The 14906-nt window shown below is 68.9% G+C and carries 13 protein-coding genes; 6 read left to right on the forward strand and 7 right to left on the reverse strand.

What is annotated here, in order from left to right; translation table 11 throughout:
• The 7 genes from AB0C30_RS04390 to AB0C30_RS04420 form a co-directional block, all read right to left on the reverse strand.
• Positions 1-1263 carry a sugar ABC transporter substrate-binding protein gene (locus AB0C30_RS04390; RefSeq protein ID WP_357939477.1) on the reverse strand — a complete coding sequence of 421 codons (1263 nt, stop codon included), beginning with the start codon at positions 1261-1263 and terminating at the stop codon, positions 1-3.
• A gap of 19 nt (positions 1264-1282) precedes the next feature.
• Positions 1283-2887 carry an FAD-dependent oxidoreductase gene (locus AB0C30_RS04395; RefSeq protein ID WP_357939479.1) on the reverse strand — a complete coding sequence of 535 codons (1605 nt, stop codon included), beginning with the start codon at positions 2885-2887 and terminating at the stop codon, positions 1283-1285.
• Positions 2888-2999: 112 nt separating this feature from the next.
• Positions 3000-4022 (reverse strand): LacI family DNA-binding transcriptional regulator, encoded by a 1023-nt coding sequence (locus AB0C30_RS04400; RefSeq protein WP_357939481.1) that lies wholly within the window; start codon positions 4020-4022, stop codon positions 3000-3002.
• Between the two features lie 947 nt (positions 4023-4969).
• A complete protein-coding gene (locus AB0C30_RS04405; protein ID WP_357939483.1) occupies positions 4970-5347 on the reverse strand; it encodes a helix-turn-helix domain-containing protein in 378 nt (125 codons plus the stop codon).
• Positions 5344-5517 (reverse strand): hypothetical protein, encoded by a 174-nt coding sequence (locus tag AB0C30_RS04410; protein WP_357939484.1) that lies wholly within the window; start codon positions 5515-5517, stop codon positions 5344-5346. Before AB0C30_RS04410 ends, AB0C30_RS04405 begins: the two co-directional genes overlap by 4 nt.
• A 301-nt stretch (positions 5518-5818) precedes the next feature.
• Positions 5819-7225: a pyridoxal-dependent decarboxylase gene (locus AB0C30_RS04415; protein ID WP_357939486.1), complete on the reverse strand. Its 1407-nt coding sequence runs from the start codon at positions 7223-7225 to the stop codon at positions 5819-5821.
• Between the two features lie 41 nt (positions 7226-7266).
• The gene (locus AB0C30_RS04420; protein ID WP_357939488.1) at positions 7267-8076 is read right to left on the reverse strand and encodes an AraC family transcriptional regulator; all 810 of its coding nucleotides are present in this window, start codon (positions 8074-8076) and stop codon (positions 7267-7269) included.
• A gap of 130 nt (positions 8077-8206) precedes the next feature.
• Between AB0C30_RS04420 and AB0C30_RS04425 the strand changes: the two genes are divergently transcribed.
• The 6 genes from AB0C30_RS04425 (at position 8207) to AB0C30_RS04450 (ending at position 14881) form a co-directional block, all read left to right on the forward strand.
• Positions 8207-8920: an ABC transporter ATP-binding protein gene (locus tag AB0C30_RS04425; protein WP_357939490.1), complete on the forward strand. Its 714-nt coding sequence runs from the start codon at positions 8207-8209 to the stop codon at positions 8918-8920.
• Positions 8917-9606 carry an ABC transporter permease gene (locus AB0C30_RS04430; protein WP_357939492.1) on the forward strand — a complete coding sequence of 230 codons (690 nt, stop codon included), beginning with the start codon at positions 8917-8919 and terminating at the stop codon, positions 9604-9606. The genes AB0C30_RS04425 and AB0C30_RS04430 overlap by 4 nt, the downstream gene beginning before the upstream one ends.
• A 4-nt stretch (positions 9607-9610) precedes the next feature.
• Positions 9611-10711: a sensor histidine kinase gene (locus AB0C30_RS04435; RefSeq protein WP_357939494.1), complete on the forward strand. Its 1101-nt coding sequence runs from the start codon at positions 9611-9613 to the stop codon at positions 10709-10711.
• Entirely contained in the window at positions 10711-11307 is a 597-nt protein-coding gene (locus AB0C30_RS04440) for a response regulator transcription factor (RefSeq protein WP_357939496.1), read from the forward strand. The genes AB0C30_RS04435 and AB0C30_RS04440 overlap by 1 nt, the downstream gene beginning before the upstream one ends.
• A 90-nt stretch (positions 11308-11397) precedes the next feature.
• A complete protein-coding gene (locus AB0C30_RS04445; protein ID WP_357939498.1) occupies positions 11398-13323 on the forward strand; it encodes a hypothetical protein in 1926 nt (641 codons plus the stop codon).
• A 586-nt stretch (positions 13324-13909) separates the two neighbouring features.
• Positions 13910-14881: an NBR1-Ig-like domain-containing protein gene (locus tag AB0C30_RS04450; protein WP_357939500.1), complete on the forward strand. Its 972-nt coding sequence runs from the start codon at positions 13910-13912 to the stop codon at positions 14879-14881.
• Positions 14882-14906 lie beyond the last annotated feature (25 nt).

The raw sequence follows: 14906 nt of genomic DNA on the forward strand, positions 1-14906 counted from the left end.
TCATCCGCCCAGCAGCGGCTGGATCTTCGCGCACACGCCGTCCAGCACCGCCTTGACGTCGGCGTCCGGCTTCCACAGCGGGTCGAGCGCGGCCCTGGCGGTCTGGGCGAGCTCGGCCTGCCCCTTGTGGCTGGGCTTGACCACGCCCTTCTCGATGCCGTCGATCACCACTTCCTGGAGCTGGTCGCTGTTCAGCATGGGACTGGTCTTGGCCATGGTGTCGGCGGTCAGCAGGGAGCTACGCGCGGGCGGGAAGTACGCGGCGAGCTTCGCGGAGTTGGCGGCGTTGGTGAAGTAGGCGAGGAAGTCGGCGGCCTGCTCGGCCCTCGGCGACTTCTTCAGCACGCCGATCCCGGCCTGGCCCATGACCGCGTACTTGCCCTTCGGCCCGGCGGGCAGCGGCACCAGGTCCCACTTGAACGTCGCGTCCTTCAGCATGGCGGCGCGGGAGATCTGGGCCACGGCCATCGTGGTGTCGCCGGAGAAGAAGTCGACGGCGGTGCCCGGCCCCGGCATGGACTTGTCGGTGAAGATCGCCTTGTGGACGAACGTCATGGCCTCCACCATCTCGGGCGAGTTGAACTGGCAGGTGGCGCCGTCGTCGCTCCACGCCTTGGCGCCCCAGCCCTGCCAGATGGTGGCGAGGTTGTCCCAGGCCTTGTAGTCGAAGTTGAGGATGGTCAGACCGTTCTTGCCCTTCGCCGCGACGGCCTTGTTGATCTCGTTGGCGTGCTCCCAGTCCCACTGGCCCGCCTTGATCAGCTCACGCGGCGACTTCTGGCCCGCGGACTTGACCAGGTCGGTGTTGACGAAGATGCCGAACGGCGAGGTGGAGAACGGGTAGGCGTACAGCTCGCCGCCGTTCTCCCACAGCCGGGTGGCGGCGGGGACCAGCTCGTCCGCCTTCTCGATCTTGCTCTTGAGCGGGACGAGGGCGCCGGAGCCGACGAAGTCCGGCGCGGAGTTCTCCAGGATCCACGCCAGGTCGGGGGCGTTGCCGCCGGCGATCTGCGTGGTCAGCGTGGTCGTGTAGTTCTCGAACGGGATCGGGTCGAAGGTGATCTCGCCGACCTGCGGGTGGGACTTGCGGTACTCGGCGGCGATGTCCTTGAACAGCTTCAGGTGGGCCTCGTTGGAGGTCCAGATCGACATGCGCAGCGGCTGCGGGCCCTTCGCGGCCGGCGCGGCGTCACCGCCGCCGCAGGCGGTGAGGGTGAGGAGGGCGGTCAGCGTGAGGGCCGCCAGCTTCCCGGGTGCTTTCATGGGGGATTCTCCTTGTACGTCAGTAACCGGTGACGTCGGGCCAACGCAGCTCCACGCCGTCGCCGGCGAGCCGGTGCTGGTAGTCGGCCAGGAGCCGCCCGTCCGCGCGCACGGCGTGCGGCGTGGTGGCCTGGTCCAGGCAGAAGGCGGCGAGCGCGCCGGCCGCCTCGCCGACGTTCCACTCCACCGGGTGCAGACGGTAGGCGCCGTTGGTGATGTGGGTGGTGCCGATGTTCTTGGAGGCGGGCAGCAGGTTGGTCATCCGCTGCGGGATCAGCGCTCCGAGAGGGATCTCGAACGGGGAGCAGGCGACGTCGATGTAGTTGTCGCCGCCGGTCGAGGGGTGCAGGTCGATGCGGTACATGCCCACGCCCACCGAGTCGTGATAGGAAGCGGCGCCCTTGTCGCCGCGTACCGCCACGGACAGGTCCTGTTCGGTGACGGTGGTCAGGGCCCGGATGCGCCGGGACTCGCGGATGTAGGGGGCCTGGGCGAGCCCGTCGGCGCTGCCGGTGACGTCGCCGCGCAGCCGCAGGCCCGGGTAGCCGGTGCCGCCGTCGTGGCGGGGGGCCTCGGTCTGCAGCCAGTACATCACCGACATCGACAGCTCGCGGGCCGCCGCCAGGTGCCGATCGGCGTCCGGCACGTCGATGATCGGCCCTTCCAGGTAGTCGATCATCGGCCAGTTGACCAGCGTGATGTCGCTGTCGTACGTGCCGGGCCGGAAGTTGTCGCGGGCGGCGATCCGGCGGAACGTCCACAGGTTGCCGTCGCCCGGATTGACCCGTTGGTCGGCCTCCACCAGGCGGGGGTCGTCACCCGGGTTCGGGGTGAAGGAACGCTCCACGATCTCCAGCGTCCGCGGGCTCGGGCAGCGCCACGACAGCAGCCGGTCGCCCCAGAAGGGCGGCTGGTAGGCGCGCCAGAAGTCGTACGAGGCGGGCCTGTCCACGGTGTGGTCGCCGTCAACGTGGTCGATCGCGAAGCACACGGACACGGCCTGCATGTTCATCGGCTGGGCCGTCGCCGGGGCGCTCGGCTCACCGGTCTCGTCGCGCGACTCGAACCCGGTCACGTACTCGGCCCCGGCCAGCGGCAGCAGCTCGCCGGTCTCGGTGGCGTCCAGCACGTACGCCGCCACCGCCGTGATCTCGTCGCCGCTGTCGCGATGCGCGAGCCGCACGGCCGTGACGCGGTCGCCGTCCACCTCGGCCCCGACCGGCCGGTACGGCTGCAGTACGCGTAACCTGCCCGACCCCCGGTAGGGGGCCAGCATCTCGTCGATGACCGCGACGGCGACCCGCGGCTCGTGGCACAACTTGCTGACGTGCCCGGCGCCCGGGTTCAGCTCCCGCCACGCCCGCGCCCGCTCGGTCAGCGGATAGTGGTCGCGGTAGTAACGCCGGATGCCGTCGCGCAGCGCGCGGTAGCTCGCCGTGACGCCGAACCGCTCCACCCAGGTGTGCTCGTCCGGGGGTACGGCCTGGCTGGTGAGCTGTCCGCCCAGCCAGTCGTACTCCTCGGTGAGCACCACCGAGCGCCCGGCCCGCAACAGGGCCAGCGCGGCGGCAACGCCGCCCAGCCCGCCGCCGACAACGAGCGCGTCTGCCGATATCTCAACCACGTGGGGTTTTACCTCTCCTCAAGTACGGTCTGTGTCAGGTACGGGGGCCAGGGTCATGTCCGGGGGTAAGGGTCATGTCCGGGGTGCGGGGTGCTGTGCGGGGGTGCCAACGTCATGTCCGGGGTGCGGGTGCCAACGTCGATCCCTCGACCAGCTCGCACGCCAGCAGTTCCTGCGGAACACCACCGCGTTCCAGCACCCCGGTAAGCAACTCGACGGCCCTGCGCCCCATCTCCCGCCGGGGAATGCGGAACCCGGCGAAGTCGATGTCGGTCGACACCGGCCTGGTGGACGCGCCCAGCGCGAGAATGGACAGGTCGCGCGGCACGTCCAGGCCACGGGCTCGGGCGCTCTCGACGATGGCCACGCCGTCGGCCAGCTCCTCGGCGAACACCACGCTCGCACCGGAGGCGAACAGCCCGTCCGCGGTGGTCAGATGCAACCCTTCGACACCGGTCGCGGCCACACCTGCGGTGAAACCGCGCAGCCGATCGGCGAAGGACTCCGCACCCGCCCCCACTCCGACATAGGCCATCCGGCGATGCCCGAGCGCCGCCGCCCGCTCGACCAGCGCGCGCATCGCGGGCGGGTAGTCGGCCCCGACGTACGGCACCGGCCCACCGGCGTCATCGCGACGGCCGACCGAAACGAACGGGATGCCCTCGGTCAGCAGCCGAGACAGGTCGTCCCGGTCGATGGTCCGGCCGAGCAGAACGCATCCGTCAGCCAGCCGAATCCGGCTCTCCCCACTGAAGATCCGCCGCCGCTCACCCTGCTCCACCTTGGCACTGGTGAACAGCAGCAGGTCACAGCCCGCCTCCTCGGCACACTCCTCAATGCCGACCAGGAACGGATGGTAGAAATCAGCACCTTCCGCCGGGAAGACGGCCTCATAGGTGAACACGCCGTAGATACGGTTACGCCGCTCGGCCAGCCCGCGCGCCGCCGGATCGGCAACGTATCCGGTCTCCCTGATTACCTGGAGTACTCGGTCGCGGGTCTCGGGCGAGATCCGCACCTCGCCGTCGGCCCGCCCGTTGAGCACCAGTGACACCGTCGTCTGGCTCACGCCAGTCATGCGCGCGATGTCCTGCTGCGTCAGACGCCGCCCTGAACCAGTCACTGTGCGTATCACCCATCGTCCTGCTAATGCGCATTAGTTCGGTCATTGTGAAACCGGACATTAGAGGATGTCAAGGGGTAATAGCTGAAGTAATCCGTATTATCAGCGGCTCTGGGCTTCGCGGGTGTGACGACACCCAGTAACGCCGCCAAAACCCGCCGACGGTATCTGACCTGGCCTTCCGGGACCGTGACCAGTCCAACCTCGACGCCCTTGGCCGCTCAGCAGACGGGCGGTCCCGGCTACTGTGCGGCGAACGGGCAGAAAGCCGAACCGGGGAGTGAACGAGTGCGGTCGCCCCTCCTCATGGCCCAGTGATCAGTCCTGGAGAGCACACGTTCCGTTCTGTCGGAGCGCTGCTCTACGGTTTGCGTCCACGGACTTCCTGGTGATCGGAGTGAGAAGGCGTGCGACTGTCGACCCCGCCTGCGCCAGTGGATGTGGCGGCGATCTTTCCGGACCTGGCTGACCAGGTGAAGACCACGGTCCGGCTGCACCCGCGCCGTGGAGCTCCGGCCATCACGGATAGTTCCATGGGCGGTCCTGTGCTGTGGCCCGCCGGGAGCTGGACAAGAAGGTCGCCGAATGGAGCGACTCTTCGCACAATCCCGAGGAATGGAGCTACCAGGACCACCTGTCCACGGCCCCGGGAACCAAGGTCGGCGGGTGGGTTGACTGGATTCAGGACCCGATCTCGATGGAGTGCGACCGCGGACACGAGATGTCGCACCTGCTCACCATCGCGAGCTGGGAGCACGATGGGGGGTCGGACAAGAGATGGGTACCACTGGAAGAACAGCACCTGCTGCGCCCCCACCAGGTCTCCGAACTCCAGGAACCCGCAGGCATCATGATCGGTGACGCAGGATCGATGTACGTGTTCACCTGCTTGGAATGCTCTGACCGACCCGTGGAGACAGCCAGTCAGTGCTCGTAACCTCAGGCGCGGAGCGGACGGATCACGCTGATCGCTGGTCGGAGGAGGCGGCGCGCAGTTGCGCCAGGTCCAGTTCGATGCGGCGTCCGTGGACGGTCACGACGATGCTGGCGCCTTCGGCTCCTGTTGCCGTGAGGTAGTCGAACAGAGTGGACAGCAGCATGTCGCTGCGATTCTCCAGCCGGGACACCACAGCCTGTCCCACACCGAGTCTCTTGGCTACTTCGACCTGGGTCATCTGTCCGGCTTTGCGGATCATCGCTAGGTTCATGGCATAGGCGCGGTCCATTTCCTCGGCCGCCTCGTGCGCCTGGGCCACGTCAGCGGCGAGTTCGGGATCGGCGAGCAGTCGGTCCAGGTGTTCGTTGCCGCGGACGAAGGTGTTGTCAGGCTCGGTCATGGCTTCTCCTCAAACGCTGTCTCCCGTTTCCACTGATCGATCAGCCCGTCCGCGCGTGCGGCCACGCTGTCGTAGAACAGATCGCCCAGCTTGGCCTTGTCCCCGGCGAACAAGGCCACGACGACCTTCCCGGTGTTCGGTGGAAACCAGCAGATCAATCGCACCGCCACCTCCGGATGGTAGGCGTGCGACACCCGCCACAGCTGATGACGGCGTGACTGGCGAACCCACCGCAGTGTGGCCGTTTCCGCATCCGGGGTGAGTGGTCCAGTCATATTCCGAAGCTGATCCAGGGCGCGGGCGGTGAACACCAGGAGCAGCCGCGACCGCTGGTCGCCGGCGCGGGCTTCTGCTTCGAGCCGGTCAAGCCACGCACCGAATTAGGCTGGCCAGTCAATGTCCACATACTCCACTATGCCATCGGAGTCATATGCCCTTCAAGTCATATCGATTCGGAGGTGTCGCCTTAGATCAGCACGCTGATCGGATGATTCCCAGTGCCTCCTCGACGCGGTCCGCGTGGGTGCGGAAGCTGAGCACGCACAGGCGCAGGAAGAACCTGCCGTCGATGGCCGTACTGCTCAGATACACGCGCCGACTGGAATTGATCTCGGCCAGGAGCCGCCTGTTGTCCTCGTCCGTTCCGCGCAGCCGGAAGAGCACCACTGTCAGGTCCGGTTGCCACGGCACCTCGAAGCGTGGGTCCCCGGCGAGCTGGCGGTGGACATAGGCGGCGAGGTCGAGCTTTTCGTCCAGCTCCCGTTCGAAGGCCCGTACGCCGTGCAAATGCAGGGGCAGCCACAGTCGCAGCCCCCGGAACTCCCGGGTCAGCTCCACCCCGAGGTGGCCGAAGTCGGGCAGGTCGTCCACCGGGCTGAGGTCCTGCAGATACCGGGCGTCGGCCGCGTGGGCGGCATGCAGTACGGCGGGGTCGCGCACCAGGAGCAGGCCCGTGCCGTACGGCAAGAACAGGCTCTTGTGCGGATCCAGCGCGATCGAGTCGGCCGCCTCGATCCCGGCGAGCCGGTCCCGGCCCCGCTCGGTGAGCTGGAACCCGCCACCGTAGGCGGCGTCCACGTGGAACCACAGCCCCTCGCCGCGAGCCAGTTCGCCCAGCTCCACAAGCGGGTCGATGGTGCCGGAGCTGGTGGTTCCCGCGGTGCCGACCAGCAAGAACGGACGCAGCCCTGCGGCGCGGTCGGCGGCGATCATCGTGGCCGCCGACGAGACGTCCATGCGCAGGTCCGCGGTGGCGGGCACGGTCCGGATCCGCTCGGCGGGCAGGCCGGCGATGCGGGCGGCCTTGGCGACGCAGTAGTGCGTGTGCTCGGTCACGTACAACATGCCGTCGCCGTCGCCTCCGCCGTCGCCTCCCCCGTCTCCGTGGGCGTGGCGGGCGGCGAGCAGCGCCGAGAGTGTTGCCACCGACGCGCCCGTCGTGACCAGCCCGCCCGAGCCCTCCGGCAGTCCGAACCGGTCGCAGAACCAGGTCAGCACCCCGTGCTCCATGGCGACCAGCGCGGGCGCCACCTGGGCCACGCCGGTGAAGCGGTTGACGGTCTGGGCCAGCAGTTCGGCCAGCGCCGCTGTGACCAGCCCGCCCGCCGGGAAGTACGCGAGATAGCCTGGACCGGCCGTGTCCACGCCTTGCCCGGCGGCTTGGCGGAAGAGCTCCAGGAGGGCGGCGAAGTCGCCGGGGCCTTCGCCGGGCGGGCGCCGCAACGTGGTGACCAGTTGTCCGGCCTGCCGGTAGTCGCTCGCGGGCGCCGAGTCCAGGTCGCGGACCCAGTCGGCCAGGAAATCCACCGCGTGCCGGCCCAGGCGCTGAATGGCGGAGGGGTCGAGTTCGAGGGGGAGAGCGCGTTCGTCGGTCGTCATGCGGGCACGGTAGATACGCGGCGTACGCGAAGGATTGGACGTTATTGCACCCCACGCTGGTAGGCGCGCGGCGGCACTCCGACGAGGCGCCGGAAGTGCCGCGAGAGGTGCGACTGGTCGCAGAACCCCACCGTGACGGCCGCCTGCGCCGGCGGCATGCCCTGCCGCAGCAGCTCGCGAGCCTTCGCGACGCGCAACTGGGTCACGTACGCGTGCGGCGGCATGCCGTACGCGCGCCGGAAGGAACGCAACAGGGCGTACGGAGTGACCTCTGCCACCGCCGCCAGTTCGGTCAGGCCCGGCGGGTCCGGCATCGTCGCGTGCAGCAGATCCCGTACCTGGGACATGCTCCTCCTGCCGGTCCGGCGGGCCTGGCGCTGCGGTCGGCGCGTGCCGTACGCGCGGAGCATGAGGGTCAGCAGCGTGTGGAGCTGGGAGTCCGCGGCCAGTGACGCGCCGGACTCCGCCACGCGATGGGCGGCCGCCACTCGCCGGGCCATTCGCGGGTCGGTGATCACCCGCCGCTCGAACGACGGGGTCCCGCCGGGCACGCCGATCTCGTCGGCGACCTCCCGCACCTGCTCGACGCTCGGATACAGCACCCGGTACGTCCATCCGTCGGTCGTGTGGGGCCCGCCCGTGTGGACGACGCCCGGTTCGATCACCACGACCTCGTCCGCCCCCGCGTACTGCACGCCGTCGGAGAACCGGATCTCCTCCTGACCGGCCTCCAGCGTTCCCATCGCGTACGTCTCGTGGCTGTGCCGGGCGAACCGGTGCTGGACGAACTGCGCGCGCATCAGATCCAGGCCACCGAGCCCGTGGTAACGCCAGTAGTGGGCAGATTCCACATATCCCTTCATAGCGCGAGAGCGGGTGAAACGCGCCGCTCAGGAACCGACGCGTATCACCCGGATGGAGGATGCCGGGGCGGCGTGATGGGCGATGTTGCGCGACCCGCCCCGACGGGAGTCTTGAGGCATGGAAGCCATCGAGGTGACAGACCTGCGCAAGACGTACGGGGACACCACCGCCGTGGACGGCGTCACGTTCACGGTCCACGCCGGCGAGACCTTCGGCATCGCCGGCCACAACGGGGCGGGCAAGACCACCACCGTCGAATGCCTCCTCGGGCTGCGGCGCGCCGATGGAGGCAGCGTGCGCGTCCTGGGCGAGGACCCCGCGCGCCGGCGCCGGGCCCTGGCCCAGCGCATCGGCGCCCAGCTTCAGGAGAGCGCGCTGCCGGAGCGGATCAAGGTCGCCGAGGCGCTGCACGCCTTCGCCTCCTTCTACCACCAGCCCGCCGACTGGCGGGTGGTCATGGAGCGCTGGGGACTGACCCCCTTGGCGCGCAAGGCGTACGGCGACCTGTCCGGCGGGCAGAAGCAGCGGTTGATGCTCGCCCTGGCCCTGGTCGGCGACCCCGAGGTGGTCGTGCTGGACGAGCTGACCACCGGCCTGGACCCCGTTGCCCGCCGGGAGACCTGGCGGCTGGTGCGGGAGCTGAAGACATCCGGCACCACCGTGGTGCTGGTCAGCCACTACTTCGACGAGACCGAGGCCCTGTGCGACCGCCTGGCCGTCTTCGCCCGCGGCCGGATCCGGGCCATGGGCACCCCGGCCGAGATCATCGCCGGGACCGGCACCTCCAGCCTGGAAGAGGCGTACTTCGCCCTGGAAGGAGCGGACCAATGAAGGCGTTCACCGCGCTCACCACGACCGAGCTGAGGCTGCTGCTGCGCGATCCCGCCTCGGTGTTCTTCATGATGGCCTTCCCGCTGATGCTCCTGGTGCTCAAGCGCGGTGACAGCGGCGCGGTTCCCGGCTACATGGCGATGATCGCGGCCATCGGCGGCATGGGCGCCATGCCCGGCATCGTGGCCGCCTACCGCGAGCGCAAGGTGCTCAAGCGGCTGGCGACCACGCCGATCTCCCCGGTTCTGCTGCTCGGCGCCCAGCTGGTGGCGCAGGTCGCCGCGGCCCTGGTCGGCTCGGCGCTGCTGGTGGTGGCCGCGATCGTGGGGTTCGGCGCGAAGCCGCCCACGAACGTACCCCTGCTGGCCGTCGCCTTCGTGCTGTGCTCGGTGACGGTCTGCGCGCTCGGCTTCGTGATCGCCGCGATCGTCCGCAACACCAGGGGCGCGAGCCTGATCGGCATGATGGTCATGTTCCCGATGGTCTTCCTGGCGGGCGCGGCCGTGCCCCGCAAGGCCCTGCCCGACTCGCTCCGCGTGATCGGCGACTTCCTGCCGCTGACCCCGGGCGTGGACCTGCTGAACGCCGCCTGGACCGGCGCCACCGTACTCTTCCCGATGATGATCCTTGCCGGGATAATCGTGGCGGGTACGGCGGTGGCCGCGGCGCTGTTCCGATGGGAGTGACGGCGTGAACGTTTGGGAGGCGCGCTGGGTGCGCGCCTTCCACCTGTTGTTCTACGCCTGCCTGGCACTGGGGCTGATCCTGTCGATCGGCGAGAACAAGAGCCCGGCCCCCGTGACTCTGGTGGTGCTCGCGTCGCTGGCCGTCTGGCACTGGTTCTTCGTCGTCCGTCGGCCGCACCTGCTCGGTCGGCTCCGCCCCATGGCGCTCCACCTGGCCGTGCTCTGCGCCCTCTACGTCGCGCTGGTGCTCACCGACCGCTCCTTCGATGTGGTGATCTTCGGGTTGATGCCCCAGCCGTACGTGCTGCTGACCACCCCCTGGTCGTACGCGGGGGCCGTGACGACCATCCTGTGCACGTTCGCGGCGAGGGGCTACCTCGACGACCCCGACGCCGTGTGGCAGCTCGCCGGGAGTTGCGGCCTGGTGGTGGCGATCGGCATGTTCCTGACCTACGTCTTGCGCCAGAGCGAGCAGACCAAGACGCTCGGCGTGCTGGAGGAGCGGGCCAGACTGGCCAGAGAGATTCACGACACCATCGCCCAAGGGCTGAGCGGGATCATCACCCAGCTTGAGGCGGCCGAGCAGGCCATGCCCGGATCGGGCACACCCGACCTGCCCGCCGTACGCAGGAGGATCGCGCTGGCCAAGGAGCTGGCCCGCGACAACCTCCAAGAGGCCCGCCGCTCGGTGGACGCGCTCCGGCCGGGCCCCCTACAGGACGCGCGCCTCGACGCCGCCCTGGCGCAGGTCGCCGAGCGGTGGTCACGTACGTCCGGGGTGAGCGCCACCGTGACGGTGGAGGGCCCGCCCCGGCCACTGCCCGGCGAGGTGGGCGCCACGCTGCTGCGCGCGGCGCAGGAGGGGCTGTCCAACGCGGCCAAGCACGCGCGGGCGGGCCGGGTGGCGATCACGCTGACGTACATGGACGACGAGGTGATGCTGGACGTGTTCGATGACGGTAGGGGCTTCGACCCGGCCGCGCGCGGCTCCGGTTACGGGCTGGCGGCCATGCGCGAGCGCGCCCGCGGCGTGGGCGGAACGCTGACGGTGGAGACGGCGCCGGGAGAGGGGACGGCACTGTGCCTGCGTATCCCCTCAAGCTGATGATCGTGGATGACCATCCGGTGGTCCGCGACGGGCTGCGCGGCATGTTCGACCACGTGGACGACATCGAGGTGGTGGCCGAGGCGGGCGACGGGTACGAAGCGCTGGCCATGGCCAGGCAGGCACGGCCGCACGTCATCCTCATGGACCTGCGCATGCCCGGCCTGGACGGCGTGGGCGCGATCGAGCGGCTGCGCGTGGACCACCCGGAGATCAAGGTGATCGTGCTGACCACGTACGACACCGACGCCGACGTGACCCGGGCCATGGCCGCCGGGGTGGCGGGCTACCTGCTGAAGGACGCGCCGCGCGAGGAACTGCACCGGGCGGTCCGTACGGCCGCCGCGGGCGGCGCGGTCCTGGCGCCGTCGATCGCCTCCGCGCTCATCCGCGGGCCCGCGACGCAGGCGCCGAGCCCGCGCGAGCTGGAGGTGCTGCGCCTGGTGGCACGGGGCGCGGCCAACAAGGAGATCGCGAGAACCCTGCTGATCAGCGAGACCACGGTCAAGACGCACCTCAAGCACGTCTTCGCCAAGCTCGGCGTCGAGACCAGGGCGGCGGCGGTCGTGGTGGCCATGGAACGTGGGCTCCTCTGACGCGGTCTGTCATTCAGCGGACACAGCGTAGGGAATCGGGAATCTCCCCGGTTACCGTTCAAGGGAGCGTTCCAATGGAGGGAGCCGTCCATGGATGCAGCGGTGACGCCCACGCGCAAGGTACTCATCAAACTTGACGAGATCAGGACGTCGTTTAACGAAACGGACGGTCGTCTCATCGATCGCCCGACGCGGACAATCCGCCTCACGGACGTCGCCAAACTCCTCGCTGCCGGGCGCACCGCCTACGAGCAGGACAAGGACGCCGTCGGCTTCGCCGTCTTCCTGGCCAAGTGGCCGGAGACCTGTCCGGTCACTTCGGCTCAGCTGGCCGGGGTGGCTCTGGCCGCCGAGGACGGTGCGGCCCTGGGGGATGTCTGGGAGGGCGTCTTCGGCGCGTACCTGCGCCTGCTGGAGCAGAAGTGGGCCGAGCTGAAGGCCACTGACCTGCGGGTCCGTGACCGCATCCTGGCCGGCCTGCGCCGCTGCGCCGTCACGGTACGCCCCGGCACCGACGGCGTCGTACGGTTACGCGCGCTCACCCGCCAGGACCTGCAGCAGAACGAGTCCTTCCTCCTCCTGCTGCGCCGAGTGGTGAACCTGCTGCTCGGCGACGGTAACGGTCCGGCACCGACCATGCTCAGGCTCGTCCCCCCAGCGGAACCGCTGCCCCGGGACTTCGGGGACACCGGCGCCGCGATCCGCGATGCCAAGTACACCACCAACCTCACCTTCGTGCCCGTGCACGAACGCGATGCCGTCCAGTACATGATCATGCGTGTCACCACCCGCCTCACCCGGCCCGACGGTCAGCCGCTCGAACTGCCGGGAACCGTCTGGCCGCTGACGATCCCCCTCCCGAACGGATCCGCCCGCTACGAGCTGATCACCGATGACAACCGCGTGGTGCGTGCCGAACGGCTGGGCGACGTGGTGGACCGGCCGCTACCGGCGTGGTACCCACGGCCGGTTTCGATCAAGGAGGGCAAGGACGCGCTGCAGAGGCGGTTCGCGCTCGGCGGCGTGGGCGACCGGCTGCCTGCCGACAATCGTCCGGCGAAGGCGTGGAGCCTGGCCGAGCTCGGCCAGGTCGCGTCGGCGTTCGAGCGCATTCCGGCCGGCGACCTCGAGGCGCTCAAGGGCACCTCACTGATCCGCGACATGCCCGTGGATCCCATAGCGGCCGGCCGGCACGGCGGCGAGGCCCATGTGAGCACGGGTGGTCTGGACCTGATCGGTCCGAAGCCTGTCGAACCGACGCCGCACGTCCATTACTTCGACCTCGCCTTCGACGACATGACTCGCGCGGCGTCCGGCCCGCCGGGCGACTGCGGGCCGGGCGGCGACTGGACCCTGTTGCACGAGATCGGCCATGTGGTCACCATGTGCCCCCACGAGCAGGCCTCACTGTCGCTGGCTCGGCTCAGGGACAAGCCGCGGCAGGCGTACGACCTGCTCGACCAGCGGCTGCGCGCCTCCTTGGCGAACGCCGACAATCGGCTCATCCAAGCCTTCAACACCTGGACCACCGCCTACGGGGCCTACACCGACGCGAACGACGACTTCGTCCCCGTCGCGAACGAGACCTGGGCGGCACTCCGGGAGACCGTACCCCCCAACGTCAGGGATGTCATAGCGACCTTCGCCAAGGCGCAGGAGGCGGCCGTCGCGCAGGCGGACCCCACGCTGGCCGCCGCCCGGACGCTGGACGCGTTGCTTCCTGAGGGGCAGCGCGATGTCGTCAAGGTGACTACGGTGCTGCTGCTGCGGCATACGTATATCGCGGGGTTGGCGGCGCCCGGGCTGCTGTTGGCGCGGTTCGCCGCCTATGCCGCACAGGTCGGATACCAGTCGTGCACGCCGTACGGGCGGACGTCGACCAAGGAGTTCTTCGCCGAGACCTACGCGCTGTTCACGTCGGATCGGGAGCGGCTGTGGGCGGCCAACTGGCGGATGTGCGCTTGGCTGGAGGACGGCTATCCGCCTGTGGAGGGGTACATGCCGCGGGTCCGCTGATGGCGCGGACGCTCTGGAGATCGTAGCCGGCAGTGACTCTCCGTGCTCGCTGACTTGATGGGCGGGCCGGTTGACTTGAGGGATTACCCCGCCGGATGAGAAATTGCCGATTGTCGACTGTGTGGTTACAGCAGATGTCAAGTCGGCGCGGCTTTGCGGTGTCCGAATATGTAAATCGAAGGATTACAGAGTGTCCGTCTGTCGTCACTTGGATCTCACTCGTGCCAGTTCAGGGGTGGCCTAGATCGCCCACGAACCATGCCCTCGGGGGTGAACACACGGGTTATGGCTTCATTGACTCGGATTCTCGGAAAGACGGGAAAGCCGGTTCATACATTCTCAGCGTCTGACGGGGCCATTGACGGTCGCTTCGTCCGACGGGTACGGCGATGGCGTGGCGAGTCCGGCCTTCGCGCCGGACGGTGGGCCCGCCACCTTGGGTGGCGACCATGCTGCGCACCGTATTCGAGCGGAACGATGAATGGTGCGAATGGTTCTCGGGTTATCGGTTGCCTTCTCAAGCACCGTCTCACTGGGATTGTCCGTTTCGGTTGATGAACACCATGGGTGCTGTTAGCTTCACACGGTGGACGACACGCGGGTACGGACGGAGGCGATCGAGGACTTCGCGGTGACCTTGCGGGAACTGCGTACCTCGGTCGGCAACCCGTCTTTTCGGGAAATGTCCGGTCGGTCAGGGGCGATTTCTCACACAACGCTGCACGAGGCTACGAAGGGTAACCGGCTCCCGAGTTGGGAGACCACCGTCGAGTTCCTCAAGGTGTGCGGCGCGGACCCGGCCGCGTACCGCGAACGCTGGGAGCGAGCGAACTTGGCGGTCAGGTCGGGGAGCACCGGGGAGCTTTCGATTCGCACGGACACCTCAGCGGATCATCTGCCCGGCGAAGCCGCGGAACCCCATACCGTGCGGCTCGCCCACGGATGGTCGACCGGCGAGATCGTGGGCGAGGTCCATACGCCGGAGGGACAAGGGCGATCACGGTGGATCCGCCCGGCCGCGTTCGCGGCGGCGGTCGTCACCGTGGGGTCGGTGGCCGTCATCGTGGCCACCATCAATCGCGGCGCCACGCCCGACGTACAACCCGGCCCGGCCCTGTCCGGCACCTCGGCGATGGCCGCGCTGTCCCCGGCCGATTGCCCGGTGCGTTCGACCAGCCCGCCCTTGGCCGCGCCGCTGCACAAGGGGGACGCGGTGACGTTCATCGAGGACGTCACGCTCCCCGACTGCTCGCGCGTCGGCACCGGTAAGACCGTGACCAAGACATGGCGACTCAAGAACTCCGGGACCGTGCCGTGGAAGGGCTATTCGCTGCGTCGCCTCGACGTCACGCAGCAGGCCGATCAGTGCCAGACCATTTCCCACGTGCCGATCAAGGACACCCAACCCGGCGAGCTGGTCGACATCCAGACCGTCGTCACCACGCCGAGCAAGCCGGGCCTGTGCTACGTGCGATTCAAGATGGTGGACGCCTCGGGAACGGTCCTTTTCCCCGGAAGCCGGCCGGTCAACTTCCAGATCATCGTCGACGCGCCATAGTTCCCCGCCGCGCAGGATACGGCGG

Source organism: Nonomuraea sp. NPDC048901, assembly GCF_040649695.1.
GTDB lineage: Bacteria > Actinomycetota > Actinomycetes > Streptosporangiales > Streptosporangiaceae > Nonomuraea.